This window comes from Variovorax paradoxus (genome assembly GCF_022009635.1).
Classification (GTDB): Bacteria; Pseudomonadota; Gammaproteobacteria; order Burkholderiales; family Burkholderiaceae_C; genus Variovorax.
Window position 1 is genome coordinate 1,318,935 of sequence record NZ_CP091716.1, and the last position, 13,519, is coordinate 1,332,453.

General features: G+C 69.2%; 12 protein-coding genes. 8 read left to right on the forward strand and 4 right to left on the reverse strand.

Annotated features, from left to right (window positions below):
• The first annotated feature begins 156 nt into the window (after window positions 1-156).
• Window positions 157-1,482, forward strand: a complete 1,326-nt coding sequence (locus L3V85_RS06200) for an IS1182 family transposase (RefSeq protein ID WP_237674909.1) — start codon at window positions 157-159, stop codon at window positions 1,480-1,482.
• A gap of 202 nt (window positions 1,483-1,684) precedes the next feature.
• Window positions 1,685-3,004 carry a PQQ-dependent sugar dehydrogenase gene (locus L3V85_RS06205; protein WP_237680504.1) on the forward strand — a complete coding sequence of 440 codons (1,320 nt, stop codon included), beginning with the start codon at window positions 1,685-1,687 and terminating at the stop codon, window positions 3,002-3,004.
• A 16-nt stretch (window positions 3,005-3,020) separates the two neighbouring features.
• Here the strand turns inward: L3V85_RS06205 and L3V85_RS06210 are convergent, their stop codons facing one another.
• Window positions 3,021-4,061: a LacI family DNA-binding transcriptional regulator gene (locus tag L3V85_RS06210; protein WP_237678512.1), complete on the reverse strand. Its 1,041-nt coding sequence runs from the start codon at window positions 4,059-4,061 to the stop codon at window positions 3,021-3,023.
• Window positions 4,062-4,209: 148 nt separating this feature from the next.
• Here L3V85_RS06210 and L3V85_RS06215 point away from each other — a divergent pair, with 148 nt between their 5' ends.
• The 3 genes from L3V85_RS06215 to L3V85_RS06225 are packed head-to-tail and all read left to right on the forward strand — an operon-like array spanning window position 4,210 to window position 7,740.
• Complete coding sequence (locus L3V85_RS06215) at window positions 4,210-5,550, forward strand: uracil-xanthine permease family protein (RefSeq protein ID WP_237678513.1); 1,341 nt, start codon at window positions 4,210-4,212, stop codon at window positions 5,548-5,550.
• A gap of 52 nt (window positions 5,551-5,602) precedes the next feature.
• Window positions 5,603-7,030 carry an amidohydrolase family protein gene (locus tag L3V85_RS06220; RefSeq protein ID WP_237678514.1) on the forward strand — a complete coding sequence of 476 codons (1,428 nt, stop codon included), beginning with the start codon at window positions 5,603-5,605 and terminating at the stop codon, window positions 7,028-7,030.
• A complete protein-coding gene (locus L3V85_RS06225; RefSeq protein WP_237678515.1) occupies window positions 7,027-7,740 on the forward strand; it encodes a sulfite exporter TauE/SafE family protein in 714 nt (237 codons plus the stop codon). Before L3V85_RS06220 ends, L3V85_RS06225 begins: the two co-directional genes overlap by 4 nt.
• Here the strand turns inward: L3V85_RS06225 and L3V85_RS06230 are convergent.
• The gene (locus L3V85_RS06230) at window positions 7,732-8,310 is read right to left on the reverse strand and encodes a GNAT family N-acetyltransferase (RefSeq protein ID WP_237678516.1); all 579 of its coding nucleotides are present in this window, start codon (window positions 8,308-8,310) and stop codon (window positions 7,732-7,734) included. The two genes, L3V85_RS06225 and L3V85_RS06230, sit on opposite strands and share 9 nt — an antisense overlap.
• 74 nt (window positions 8,311-8,384) lie before the next feature.
• Between L3V85_RS06230 and L3V85_RS06235 the strand changes: the two genes are divergently transcribed.
• On the forward strand, window positions 8,385-8,810 hold the full coding sequence (locus L3V85_RS06235; RefSeq protein ID WP_237678517.1) for a MarR family winged helix-turn-helix transcriptional regulator: 426 nt from the start codon (window positions 8,385-8,387) through the stop codon (window positions 8,808-8,810).
• A gap of 5 nt (window positions 8,811-8,815) precedes the next feature.
• On the forward strand, window positions 8,816-10,585 hold the full coding sequence (locus tag L3V85_RS06240; RefSeq protein WP_237680505.1) for a chloride channel protein: 1,770 nt from the start codon (window positions 8,816-8,818) through the stop codon (window positions 10,583-10,585).
• Between the two features lies 1 nt (window position 10,586).
• Here L3V85_RS06240 and L3V85_RS06245 read toward each other — a convergent pair whose 3' ends face one another.
• Window positions 10,587-11,597 (reverse strand): zinc-binding alcohol dehydrogenase family protein, encoded by a 1,011-nt coding sequence (locus tag L3V85_RS06245; protein WP_237678518.1) that lies wholly within the window; start codon window positions 11,595-11,597, stop codon window positions 10,587-10,589.
• A gap of 85 nt (window positions 11,598-11,682) precedes the next feature.
• Between L3V85_RS06245 and L3V85_RS06250 the strand changes: the two genes are divergently transcribed.
• Window positions 11,683-12,591 carry a LysR family transcriptional regulator gene (locus tag L3V85_RS06250; RefSeq protein WP_237678519.1) on the forward strand — a complete coding sequence of 303 codons (909 nt, stop codon included), beginning with the start codon at window positions 11,683-11,685 and terminating at the stop codon, window positions 12,589-12,591.
• A 92-nt stretch (window positions 12,592-12,683) separates the two neighbouring features.
• Here L3V85_RS06250 and L3V85_RS06255 read toward each other — a convergent pair whose 3' ends face one another.
• The gene (locus L3V85_RS06255; RefSeq protein ID WP_237678520.1) at window positions 12,684-13,481 is read right to left on the reverse strand and encodes an SDR family oxidoreductase; all 798 of its coding nucleotides are present in this window, start codon (window positions 13,479-13,481) and stop codon (window positions 12,684-12,686) included.
• Window positions 13,482-13,519 lie beyond the last annotated feature (38 nt).

Genomic DNA, 13,519 nt, shown 5'->3' on the forward strand with positions numbered 1-13,519 from the left:
CCCACGACCGACAAAGGCCGCGCCGGCCACCGGGCGATGATGCGTCCGCCATGCGGCACCGGCCGCTCGAGGATCACGCATGAAGAAGGCTCCGCAGCTAGGAGCGTGCGCGGCAGAAGGCGTGACGAGTGCGCGAAGGCTTGATAGATTTGGCGCATGCCCGTGAGCTACCTGCCCTATGAACCGCAGCAGCAAAGACTGCTTCCCGACGCCCTTCAAGACTGGCTGCCCGAAGGGCATCTGGCGTACTTCATCAGCGACAGCGTCGACAGCCTGGATCTGAGCGCCTTCCACGCCCGGTATGCCAAGGGCGGGCCGCGCAACCAGCCGTTCCACCCGGCCATGATGGTCAAGGTGCTGATTTACGGTTACGCCACCGGCACCTTCAGCTCGCGCAAGCTGGCGGCCAAGCTGCACGAGGACGTTGCCCTGCGGGTGCTGGCCGCGGAGAACTACCCGGCGCACCGCACGCTCTCGGACTTCCGGGCGCTGCACCTGCAGGAGCTGGCGGCGCTGTTCGTGCAGGTGGTGCGCCTGGCGCGTGAGTGCGGCCTGGTCAAGCTCGGCACGGTGGCGGTGGACGGCACCAAGCTCAAGGCGAATGCGAGCCGCCACAAGGCCATGAGCTATGACCGGATGGTCAAGGCCGAGGGCGAGCTCAAGGCGCAGATCGACGGCCTGCTCAACCGAGCGCGTGCCGCCGACGATCTGGAGAAGAACGAACCCGACCTGGACGTTCCCGGGGAGATCAAGCGCCGGGAGGACCGGCTCAAGGCGATCACTGAGGCCAAGCTGCGCCTGGAGCAGCGCCAGCGCGAGGCCGATGCGGCCCGCGGGCGCAGCGCCGACGACGAACGCAAACCCCGCGACAAGGACGGCAAGCCCAAGGGCGGGCGCTACAAGCGCGACTTCGGTGTTCCCAAGGACAGCGCCCAGGAGAGCTTCACCGACACGGACAGTCGGATCATGAAGCGCTCGGGCGGGGGCTACGACTATGGCTACAACGCCCACACGGCGGTGGACGAGAGCGCGCAGCTCGTGGTGGCAGCGGAACTCAGCAACAACGCCGCCGACAGCGACCGCCTGCCGGTGCTGTTGGCCGCGGTGAAGGCCAACCTGGGCGAGGATGCCCGACAGGTGCTGGCGGATGCGGGCTTCCGCTCGGAGGCCGTGTTCGAGCAGCTCAAGGACAGCCCGAGCGAGCTGATCGTGGCGCTGGGCCGAGAGGGCAAGCAGGCGCTGGACATCGACGCCGAACAATACCCGCGCACCGCAGCGATGGATGCCAGGCTGAAGACGCCCCAAGGCCGAGCGGCCTACCGCAAGAGGAAGTGGATCGTGGAGGCGCCCAACGGGTGGATCAAGAGCGTGCTGGGCTTCAGGCAGTTCAGCCTGCGGGGATTGAAGAAGGTCCAGGCCGAGTTCAAGCTCGTGTGTCTGGCGCTGAACCTGCGGCGCATGAGCGCATTGATGGCCAGATGAGGCCCGTGGCCGGGGGTGAATCCGCGCGCCGCTCGCCTGCGGCAGGCCGAGTAGGCGCCCTTGTGGTCGTTCGAGAACAGCCAACGCGCCGCGCGAGTGCTTGCGAGGCGCGCACAACTCAACGTGGGGTCACAGCGGCGCAGAAAAACTTCTGCCGCGCGGACTCCTAGTCCCCACCCGCACCGCTCTATCCGCCGCGGCCATCGTGGCCGTCGGCGCCACGCTTTTCCTCGCCGGCTGCGGCGATTCGGCCAAGCTGGCACCGGAACTCACGGTCGGCCCCCGCCCGCAGCTGACCGAGCCCCACAAGACGCTGATTCCCACGGTGAACGTCGCTCCCGCCATCGGCTGGACCGACGCCGCCATGCCCATTCCGGCGGAGGGCCTGAAGGTCACGGCGCTGGCGCGCGGGCTCGACCATCCGCGCTGGGTCTACACCCTGCCCAACGGCGACATCCTGGTGGCCGAGAGCAACAAGCCGCCCAAGCCCGGCGGCGGCGCCAGCGACGGCGGCGACGGCCTGGTCGCGAAGATGCGCAACTGGGTCATGGGCAAGGTCATGGGCCGCGCCGGTGCGGGCGTGCCCAGCGCCAACCGCATCACCCTGCTGCGCGACGCCGATGGCGACGGCGTGGCCGAGGTGAAGCAGGTCTTCATGACCAACCTGATGTCGCCCTACGGCATGGTGCTGGTCGGCAACGAACTCTTCATCGCCAACGCCGACGCGCTGGTGAAGGTGCCCTACACCGAAGGCCAGACCTCCATCAGCGCCAACCCCACGCTGGTGACGCCGCTGCCCGCGGGCATCAACCACCACTGGACCAAGAACGTCATTGCCAATGCCGACGGCAGCAAGCTCTACGTCACGGTCGGCTCCAACAGCAACATCGGCGAGAACGGCCTCGAGGCCGAAGAGGGCCGCGCCGCTATCTGGGAGGTCGACACCAGGACAGGCGAGAAGCGCATGTTCGCCAGCGGCCTGCGCAACCCCAACGGCATGGGCTGGGACCCCGACACCCAGGTGCTGTGGACCGTGGTGAACGAGCGCGACGAGATCGGCAGCGACCTCGTGCCCGACTACCTCACCTCTGTGAAGGACGGCGCCTTCTACGGCTGGCCCTGGAGCTACTACGGGGGCATCGTCGATGCGCGCGTCACGCCGCAGAACCCCGCCATGACGGCCAAGGCCATCGCGCCCGACTACGCACTGGGCGCGCACGTCGCGCCGCTGGGCATGACCTTCTCGCGCCCGGGCGGCATGCCGGAGCAGTTCGCCAGCGGCGTCTTCATCGGCGAGCACGGCTCGTGGAACCGCAAGCCCAAGTCGGGGTACAAGGTGGTGTTCGTGCCCTTCATCGGCGGCAAGCCGAGCGGCCCGCCGGTCGACGTGCTCACCGGTTTCCTCTCGGCCGACGAGAAGGCGCAGGGCCGCCCCGTGGGCGTGGCGCTGGACAAGGGCGGCGCGCTGATCGTGGCGGACGACGTGGGCAACGCCGTGTGGCGGGTGTCCAAGGCGAAGTAGCCGCCGCGCTTGCCGGCTACCGCGGGCGTGCCGACGACAGGCGCGGCACCAGTTGCGCCGCCGGCCCGTCGACCCGGCGCCTGCTCGTGTCCCCGCGCAGGTGGTCGAACAGCAACGCGATGGCTTGCTGCGCCACCTCGTCCAGATGCAGGTCCACGGCCGTGAGCGGCGGCACGCAGGTGCGGGCCCGCACGCCGTCGTAGCGCGTGGCGATCATCACGTCTTCGGGAATGCGCCGGCCCGATTCGAGGACTGCCGCCACCGCGCCCGTGGCAAAGGCGTCCACCGGCACGCAGAAGGCATCGATGTCGGGGTGCTCGGCCAGCAGCGTGAGCGCGGCTTCGCGGCCGCCGCTCTCGCCCTTCACCTCGTCGACCAGCGACATCAGCGGCGCCTGCCCGTGCGCGGCGGCGAACGCCAGGTAGGCCGCCTGGCCTTCCACATAGGAGTTGCGCCGGGCCGAGCCGAGGATCATGGCGATCTTTCGCGCGCCCTGCGCCTGCAGGTGTTCGAGCAGCAGCCGCGTGGTGTGCCCCGAGTGAATGTCGACATACGGCGGCAGTGCCGGCGCGTCGGCGGCTTCTTCGGCCGGCTTGCCGATGGCCACCACCGGCAGGCCGCGCCGCAGCAGGTAGGCCATGTTCGGATCGCCGGCCGAGGGCTCGATGACGAGCGCGCCGTCCACGTCCAGCAGATCCATCGGCACCCGTCCGGTTTCCATGGGCGGCGCCAGCACCAGCGCCAGGCGGCGGTCGAGCGCCGCCGCGGCCGCCACCGCCGCCACCTCCATCAGAAAGCCGAGCCGCGACGGGCCGCCCGCCACCGCGAACGGCATCGACGACAGCAGCACGATCATGTGCGCCTCGCCGGTGCGCAGCCTCTGCGCATTGCGATTGGGCCGGTAGCCCAGCGTCAGCGCCGCCTTCTCGACGCGCGCGCGGGTTTCCGCATCGACCTGGCCCCGGGCGTTGAGCGCATGGGAGACAGTGGTCGGCGACACGCCCGCTTCCCGCGCCACGTCCTTGATGGTGACCCGCGGCGGTGGATTGGGGCTCATCCCGTTGACCTTTTCAAAATCCGGTGATTCAATTCCCAAATCGTTTTGGGGCTGGCTGTTCCGAAATGTACTTCACCCGCTTCGGCGGCTTTTTTTACCAGTGCGCCCAAATCGATTTGGGCGCAAGTCCGGTCAAAGGATTCGAATCATGTCCCGTGCTTGCGACGCCCCCGCCGTCGACGCAGTACTGCCCGTTTCGCAACTGCTCCTGTTCGGCCTGCAGCATGTGCTGGTGATGGCGGCCGTGCCCATCACGTCTGTCTTCCTGGTGGCCAAGGCGCTGGGCCTGGAGCCCGCGCTCACGGTGAACCTGATCAGCGCCACCTTCCTGCTGTGCGGCGTGGGCACGCTGCTGCAGTCGTTCGGCCCGTGGAAGTTCGGCGCGCGCCTGCCCTTCGTGATGGTGCCGGGCGGCGCGCCGATCGTGATGTTCGTGACCATCGCCCAGCAGCGCGACCTGCAGACCGCCTCGGGCGCGGTGATCCTCACGGCGCTGTTCTACTTTCTGGTGCTGCCGGTGTTCGCGCGCTGCCTGCGCTACTTTCCGAAGATCGTCATCGGCACCTTGCTGCTGCTGGTGTCCATCAACCTCGTGAAGGTGTACGGCGGCATCATCGCGGGCAAAGCCGGCTCGCCCGCCTTTGCCGACCCGGTGAACATCGGCCTGGCGCTCGCGACCATCGGCTTCACCGTGCTGTTCGCGCGCTTGTTCAAGGGCACGCTCGGCCAGCTCTCGGTGCTGTTGGGGCTGCTGGCCGGCACGGTGCTGGCGGCCGTGTGCGGGCTGATGGACTTCAGCGCCGTGGCGGCCGGACCTTTCTGGAGCGCCCCCACGCTGCTGCCCTTCGGCATGCCGCGCTTCGACCTGGTGGCGGCCGTGCCGCTGCTGATCTTCAGCGTCATCTCGATGGTCGAGGCCACCGGGCAGACCGTGGCGGTGGCCGAAGTGGTGGGCCGCAAGATCGACGCGCGCGACGTGGTGCCGCGCACCATCCGCGGCGACGCGCTGGTGTCGCTGGCGGGCGGGCTGTTCGGCACCTCGATGATCGTCACCAGCGGCGAGAACATCGGCATCGTGCGCGCCACCAACGTGCGTTCGCGCTACGTCACCGCGACGGCCGGTGTGATCCTGATCCTCATCGCGCTGTCGGCGCCGCTGGGCCGGCTGGCCAGCGCCATTCCTTCCGCCGTGGTCGGCGGCACCGCGATGGTTGTGTTCGCGATCATCGGCACCATGGGCATCGACATGCTGCGCAAGGTCGACCTGCACGAGCGCGGCAACATGTTCGTGCTGGCCGGCGCGCTGACCATGGGGCTGCTGCCCATCGTCGTGCCCGGCCTGTACAGCCGCTTCCCGGACACGCTGCAGCTCGTGCTGGGCAATGGCCTGGCCATGGGCTCGCTCACCGCGGTGGTGCTCAACATGGTCTTCAACCGCCTGCCCGCCGAAGGCGCCGAGAACTCCGCGATCGCACCGGCGCCGCATTGACGCGCCGCTTCTTTCTTCTTTCTTTCCGTTCCCGCCTTTCTCTTTTTTGACCATGTCTTCTGAACTCGATGCCGCGCTCTTCGCGGCCGACGAGCTGCTGCTCGTTCCCGACCACCTGATGCTGCGCGACGGCCCCGCGAGCGGCCACGCCGTGCTGATGGCGGGCGGCCGGTTCCGCGACGTCGGGGCCGCCGATGCGCTCATCGCCCGACACTCGCATCTCACGCCGCTGCATCTGCCCGGCAAGCTGCTGATGCCGGGAATGATCGACGCGCATCACCACCTCACGCAGTCCTTCGGCAAGTCGCTGGCCTATGGCGAGCCTTCGGAGATCTTCCGGCGCGTGTGGGTGCCGCTCGAATCGAGCCTGGACGACGAGTTCGTCTACATGGCGTCCAAGCTCGCGGCGCTCGAGTCGCTGCGCGGCGGCTTCACCACCGTGTGCGACGCGGGCACGCGCGCGCCGGGCGACATCGGCGCCGTCGCGTCCGCCGTGCAGGAGGCCGGACTGCGCTGCGTGCTGGGCCTGATCTGCAACGACGGTGGCAACGACAGCACCGCCGCCGACCGGCAAGCCATCCAGTCGCACGCCGCACGCTTCCTGCGGCAGTGGTCGGACGCGGAGCTGGTGCATCCCTCGCTCGCCATCTCGGTGCCCGAGGCGGCCTCCGACGAAATGCTGGCCGCCGTGTCGGCCCTGTGCGCCGAGGCGCGCGCCATCTTCCAGACGCATGTCAACGAACACCTCGCATCGGTCGAGCGATCGGTGGTGCAGCGCGGCAAGCGGCCGCTCGAACTGCTGGCGCAACTGGGCGCGCTGGGCCCGCAAGTGCTCATCGCGCACGGCACGCTGGTCACGCCGTCCGAGCTCGTGCTGCTGCGCGACACCGACACCGCCGTGAGCTACAACCCTGTCGCCAGCCAGTGGAAGGGCAACGCCGTGGCACCCGCCAACCTGATGGCCGCGATGGGCATCCGCTTCGGCCTCGGCACCGATGCCACGCGCAGCGACGCCTTCCGCCTGATGGACGCTGCCGAAGCCGCGCAGAAGCTGGCCTTCGGCATGGCCATCGGCGACGCATCGAGCGGCGGCGGCTGGACCTGGTTCGACCACGCCACGCACGAAGGCGCGCGCGCCGTGGGCCTGGACCACCTGACCGGAGAGATTGCCGTGGGCAAGGCGGCCGACTTCCTCATCGTCGATGTCGACACGCCAGAGATGTGCACCTCCGTCGACCTCACATGGGACCTCGTGCGCCTGGGCAACCGCGACCAGATCACGGCCGTGTTCGTCGCCGGGCGCCTGCGCCTGTGGGAAGGCTGGCCGCCCGACTGGGACGCGCGGGCGCTGCAGCAGCGGCTCGCGCGCGTCGCCCATGCGGCGATGGACCGCGCGCCCATCGTGCGCCTGCACCCCACGGCGGCCGAACACCGCCGCCTGACCATGGCTCGCGCCGGCGGCACACGGAATCCGCAGTGAGCGCGCAACACCTCTTCCTGGTTTCCATCGCCGTGCTCATTGCTGCCTTCGTGCAGGGCGCGACCGGTGTCGGCTTTGCGCTGATCGCCGCGCCGGTGATCGGCATCGTGCGCCCCGACCTGCTGCCCGTGTGCGTGCTGGTGCTGATGCTGCCGCTGAACTTCTATGTGATGTGGCGCGAGCGCGGCGCCATCGACCGTGTCGGCGCGAGCTGGATCACCGGCGGTCGCATGCTCGGCACCATCGGCGGCCTCTGGGTGCTGGCGGCGCTGAGCGCGAGCCACCTGTCGCTGTTCGTGGGCGTGTCGACCATCGCGGCGGCGCTGGTCACCTTGATGATGCCGGCCTTCTCGCCGGGACGCAGCGCCTTCGTGGCGGCGGGGCTCGTCACCGGCGTCACCGAGACCGCGACCGGCATCGGCGGCCCGCCGCTGGCGCTGGTCTACCAGCACCAGCCGGCGCCCTCCATGCGTTCGACCATCGCGTTGTGCTTCCTGGTCGGTGAGCTTGTGTCGCTGGTCACGCTGATGGTGGCCGGGCGCATCGACGGCTCGCAACTTCAGGCGGCGGCCCAGTTGCTGCCCGCGCTGGTCGTGGGCGCGGTGCTCAGCCGCGTGGTGCATCGCCGCATCAACGGCCGCGTCCTGCGCGTCTTCGTGCAGGTCTTCGCGATCGTGTCGGGCGCGGCGCTGCTGCTGCATTCATTCTGAGGCGCCGCGCGAGGCCTGCCATGCCGCGCGGCCGATCCGGTAGAGCCGGTGACGCCGCAGGGCGTGGCCTTCGGGCACCAGCGGATGGTCGAACGCGCCGGCCACGTCTTCATGCATGCCGATGCGTTCCATCACCGCGCTCGAGCGGGTGTTGTTCCAGGTGGTGAACGCCACGATCTCGGCGAGCCCGAGCCGTTCGAAGCCGACCTGCAGCGCACCGCGCGCCGCCTCGCTCGCGAAGCCCTGGCCCCACCACTGGCGGCCGAAGCGCCAGCCGATCTCCACGCACGGCGAGAAAGGCAGGTCGACCGCCGGCGAGTTCAGCCCGGTGAAGCCCATGAACGCGCCCGACGCCTTGTGCTCCACGGCCCAGAAGCCCCAGCCGTTCTCGGCGAAGCGCGCCTCGATGCGCCGGACCAGCGCATCGCTGTCGGCGCGCGTGGGCAGCGGCAGCAGGAATTCCATCACCTGTGGGTCGCAAGCCAGTGCGAAGAACGGCTCGAGATCGCTCTCGCGCCATTGGCGCAGGCGCAGCCGGGGAGTGTCGGATTCGATGATGTCTGCAGTCATGCGGCCGATTGTGTCGCAAGGCATATACATCACGTCGTGATATATTTGCGGCCGTTCCCTTCTCTCCCGCTGCCATGGCCACTTCCGCGCGCAAGCTCGCCAAGAAAGACTTCGAGGCGCTCTCCCAGTTCCGCTACCAGATGCGCCGCTTCGAGCGCTTTTCCGAGCGCGCCGCGCAGGCCGAGGGCCTGACGCCGCAGCAGTACCTGGTGCTGCTGCACATCAAGGGCGTGCCCGGCCGCGACTGGGCCTCGGTGGGCGAGATCGCCGAGCGCCTGCAGCTGCAGCCGCACGGCGCGGTCGCGCTCGTCACCCGCTGCGAGGCGCTCGAACTCGTGCAGCGCCGCCCCAGCGAAACCGACCGCCGCCAGGTCGAGGTGCACCTGCTGGCCAAGGGCGAGAAGCTGCTGCTGCGGCTGGCCGAGCTGCACCGCGCGGAACTGCGCTCGCTCAAGGGCGTGTTCGACGTGCCGCAGATCGATCTTCCGGACACCGTGTGAGCATCATGAGCACCAAGGCTTCTTCTTCCCATCCGCCGCGCGGCGACTTCGCGCTCAACACGCGGCTCATGCGCATCGCCGTCATGGCCGCCGTCATCGGCGCCATCAGCACCATGGCCGCGCGCGTGCTGCTCGACCTGATCCGCTTCTTCACCAACCTGTTCTTCTTCCAGACCCTGTCGCTGGCCGACCGTTCGCCGGCCGCGAATACGCTGGGTGCCTGGGTCATCGCGGTGCCGGTGATCGGCGGGCTGATCGTGGGGCTGGTCGCGCGCTACGGCTCCGACAAGATCCGCGGCCACGGCATTCCGGAGGCCATCGAGGCCATCCTGTTCGGCAAGAGCAGGATGTCGCCGAAGGTGGCGTTGCTCAAGCCGCTGTCGTCGGGCATCGTCATCGGCAGCGGCGGTCCGTTCGGCGCCGAGGGGCCGATCATCATGACCGGCGGCGCCATCGGCTCGCTGATCGCGCAGCACTTTCACCTCACCGCGGCCGAGCGCAAGGCGCTGCTGGTGGCGGGCGCCACGGCCGGCATGACGGCCGTGTTCGGAACGCCGGTGGCCGCGGTGCTGCTGGCCGTCGAGCTGCTGCTGTTCGAGCTGCGGCCGCGCAGCCTGCTGCCGGTGGCCGTGGCCTGCGCGGTCGCGGGCTTCACCCGTCCGCTGCTCATGGACGCGGGCCCGCTGTTCCCGCTGCAGACGGCCGTGCCCGGCCCGCTCGCCATGCTGTCGTGCGTGATCGCGGGCGTGCTGTGCGGCGCGCTGTCGGCGTCGCTTTCCATTTCGCTCTACAAGGTGGAAGACTGGTTCGGCAAGCTGCCGCTGCACTGGATGTGGTGGCCGGCCATCGGCGGACTCGCGGTAGGCATCGGCGGCTGGCTGCAGCCGCGTGCGCTGGGCGTGGGCTACGACGTGATCGGCGACCTGCTGCACAACCATCTCGCGCTCGGCGTGGTGCTGGCGCTGCTGGCGGTCAAGGCCGTCATCTGGGTCATCGCGCTGGGCTCGGGCACATCAGGCGGCGTGCTCGCGCCGCTGCTGATGATGGGCGCCGGCCTGGGCGTGGTGCTGTCGCACCTGCTGCCGGGCAACGACCCCATGCTGTGGCCGCTGGTCTGCATGGCGGCCACGCTGGGCGGCGTGATGCGCGCGCCGCTCACCGCCACCATCTTCGCCTTCGGGCTCACGCACGACAGCAATGCGCTGCTGCCGCTGCTCGCCACCTCGGCCGTGGCCTACGGCTTCACGGTGCTGACCATGCGCCGCTCGATCCTCACCGAGAAGATCGCGCGCCGCGGCTATCACATCTACCGCGAGTACGGCATCGATCCGCTGGAGCGGCATTCGGTGGAAGAGGTGATGACGCGCGAGGTGCGCAGCATCGACGCCGCGCTGCCGGTGACGCGGGCGCTGGCCGACTACTTCGGCGAAGGCCAGGCGCACCGTGCGTTCCCGGTGCTGCGCAATGGCGCGGTGATCGGCGTGGCCGACCGCGCGATGCTGGCGGCTGTCGGCACGCGCGACCCCATCGCCACGGTGGGCGATGCCTGCGCCGACGTGCCGCTGTACTTCGCGCTGCCGGGCGAGAACTGCCGCGCGGTCGCCACGCGGCTCGCGCGCCACCGGCTCGAGCGCATGCCGGTGGTGAAGGACGCGCAGTCGCTGGTGCTGGCCGGCATCGTGTCGCGCAGCGACCTCATCAAGCCCTCGCTCGCGCACTTCGACGAGGAAGAAAAGCGCGAGCGCATGCGCGGGCTGCCGTGGCAGTCGAGCTAGCCTAGAAGCCCGCCAGCACCACCTTGCCCTGCGCCTTGCCGCTCTCGATGAGCGCATGCGCCTTTTTCAGGTTCGCGGCGTTGATGGTGCCGAAGCTCGCGTTGGCCGTGGTGCGGATGCGGCCCGCATCGACCAGCGCCGCCACTTCTGCCAGCAGCGCGCCTTGCTCGGCGATGTCGGGCGTCTCGAAGCGCGAGCGCGTGAACATCATTTCCCAGTGCAGCGAGATGCACTTGGTCTTCAGCGGCATCGCGTCGAGCACCTTCATGTCGTCGATCACCGCGAGCTGGCCCTGGGGCTTGAGGCTTTCGATGATCTGCGCGTAGTGCTGCTCGGTCTGCGTGAGGCTGGCGACCATGTCGACTTCGCCGATGCCTGCGGCCTTGAGCTCGGCCGCGAGCGGCTTCGAATGATCGATGACGGTGTGCGCGCCGAGCGCCAGGCACCACTCGCGCGTTTCGGCGCGCGAGGCGGTGGCCACCACGCGCAGCCTGGTGAGCTGGCGCGCGAGCTGGATCAGGATGGAGCCGACGCCGCCCGCGCCGCCGGTGATCAGCAGCGTCTGGCCTTCGCCGCCGTCCTTGGGCACGCGCAGGCGGTCGAACAGCAGCTCATAGGCGGTGATGGTGGTCAGCGGCAGCGCGGCGGCCTGGGCGTCGTCGAGGCTCTTGGGGGCGAGCGCGGCGATGCGCTCGTCCACTGCATGCAGCTCGGCGTTGGCGCCGGGGCGGATGATCGAACCCGCGTAGTACACGCGATCGCCGATCTTGAAGTTCCGCACGCCGCTGCCGACGGCCTCGACCGTGCCCACGGCGTCCCAGCCCAGCACCTTGGCCTGGCCGGCTTCGGGCGCCGCGTTCTTGCGGACCTTGGTGTCCACCGGGTTGACCGACACCGCCTTCACGCGCACCAGCAGGTCGCGCGGGCCGGCCGCAGGCGCCGGCAGTTCGATGTCCTGCAGCGATTCGGGGTTGTCGATGGGAAGGGGCTGGTAGTAGCCGACGGCTTTCATGGCGGGAGCCTTTCAGTAACGATGACTGAACTGTAGGATTGCAAGGCCTGTTTGATAAGACGGCATCGAACAGCAACACTTTCAAATGAAGATTGAAAATATCTCCGACCTGCAGGTGCTGGTGCACACCGCGCGCGGCGGCACGCTCACAGCTGCGGCGCATGCGCTGGGCATCACGCCGGCGGCGGCCAGCGCCACGCTCAAGCGGCTGGAGGCCCAGCTCGGCGCCCGGCTGTTCGAGCGGTCGACCCGCGCGATGCGCCTGACGCCGCAGGGCCAGACGCTGCTCGACTACGCGGTGCGTGCCTTCGAGCTGCTGGACGAGGGCGAGTCGCTGGTCACCGCGGATCGCGGCGAGCTGGTGGGCACGCTGCGGGTGGCTTCGCCGTCGGACCTCACGCGCAGCACGCTGCTGCCGTGGTTCGACGAATTCCTCGCGCTGCATCCCGGCGTGCAGCTGTCGCTGTCGGTGGGGGACCGGCCGCTGGACGTGATGCGGGACGAGGTCGACGTGGCGCTGCGCTATGGCGCGCTGGCCGACTCGCGGCTGGTGGCACGGGCCTTTGCGCTGACCAATCCGCTGTTGACCGCTTCGCCTGCTTATCTGCTGCGCCATCCTGCGCCGAAGGTGCCGCAGGATCTGGCGCATCACAACTGCCTGATCTTCAACCGCTCGGGGCGACGGCATCGCGTCTGGCGCTTCGGCCAGAACGGGCAGTGGACGGAGGTGCGGGTGAATGGCAACCGCAGCGTGGACGATGCTTCGCTCGCGCGGGAATGGACCGTGGCGGGCCATGGGATTTCGCTGAAGTCCGCGCTGGATGTGCGGGAGGACATTCGCGAAGGGCGGCTCGTGCGGCTCTTGCCTGATTGGGAGACCGAGCCCTATCCGTTGCATGCGCTGTTGCCCAGTGGGCGGTTCGTGCCGGCTCGGGTTCGGGCGTTTGTCGATTTTCTTGCCTTGAAGTTCGAGGCTTTGTTGGCTCTTGCCTGAGCTTTGCTTCCCGGGGCCGGGTCTCGCCCCGGCGGGCGACCTACTTTTCTTTGCTTCGCTCGGCCCTTTGTTTCGCGCCTCTTTCTTTTCTTTCAGATCATGGGGGTGACTGCGCCGTCCATCGCGACGATGGCGCCGGTCACGTAGCTTGCCTTCGGCGACGCGAGGAACACGACGGTGTTGGCGATTTCCTCCGGCGTCGCGATTCGGCCCAGCGGCAGCCTGGCCTTGGCGCGTGCCAGCGCTTCGTCGGTGCCGATGCCCTGCACCTTCGCGTCGGCCTTCATGCCTTCCTGCAGCCGCTCGGTCAGCGTGAGGCCGGGGTTCACGGCGTTCACGCGCACGCCTTTGCCTGCATAGGCGGCGGCCATGCCGGCGCTCACCAGCATGAGTGCGGCATTGGCGGCGCCGCCGGCCATGTGCACGGGGTTGGCGACTTTGCCGCCCTGGCCGATGACGTTGACGATGGCGCCGCGCCCGCGCTGGCCCATGCGCTTGACGACGGGATGGATCATGTGGACGTAGGTGAAGTACTTGGCGTCCATCGCGTCGTGCCACGAGGCGGCGGTCAGGTCGTCGGGTGGGGTGCGGCGGGCGGCGCCGGCCGAGTTGACGAGCACGTCGACGGGGCCGAAGGCTTTCTCGGCGGCGTCGAGCGCGGCCTCGGCGCTGGCGGGGTCCTTGAGGTCGGCGGCGTGCAGCGACACGCGGCCTTCGGCCTGCGGGAATGCCTCGGCCAGCGTCTTCCGGCCCTGCTGCAGGTTCTGGAGGTCGCGCGAGACGAGGCTCACGCGCGCGCCTTCACGCAGGAAGCCCAGCGCGCAGGCCAGGCCGATGCCCTTGCTGCCGCCGGTGATGAGTACGTGCTGGTCCTGGAGCTGGAGATCCATGAAAGGGGTCCTTGGTGGATGAGGGGTGGCGGCGATTG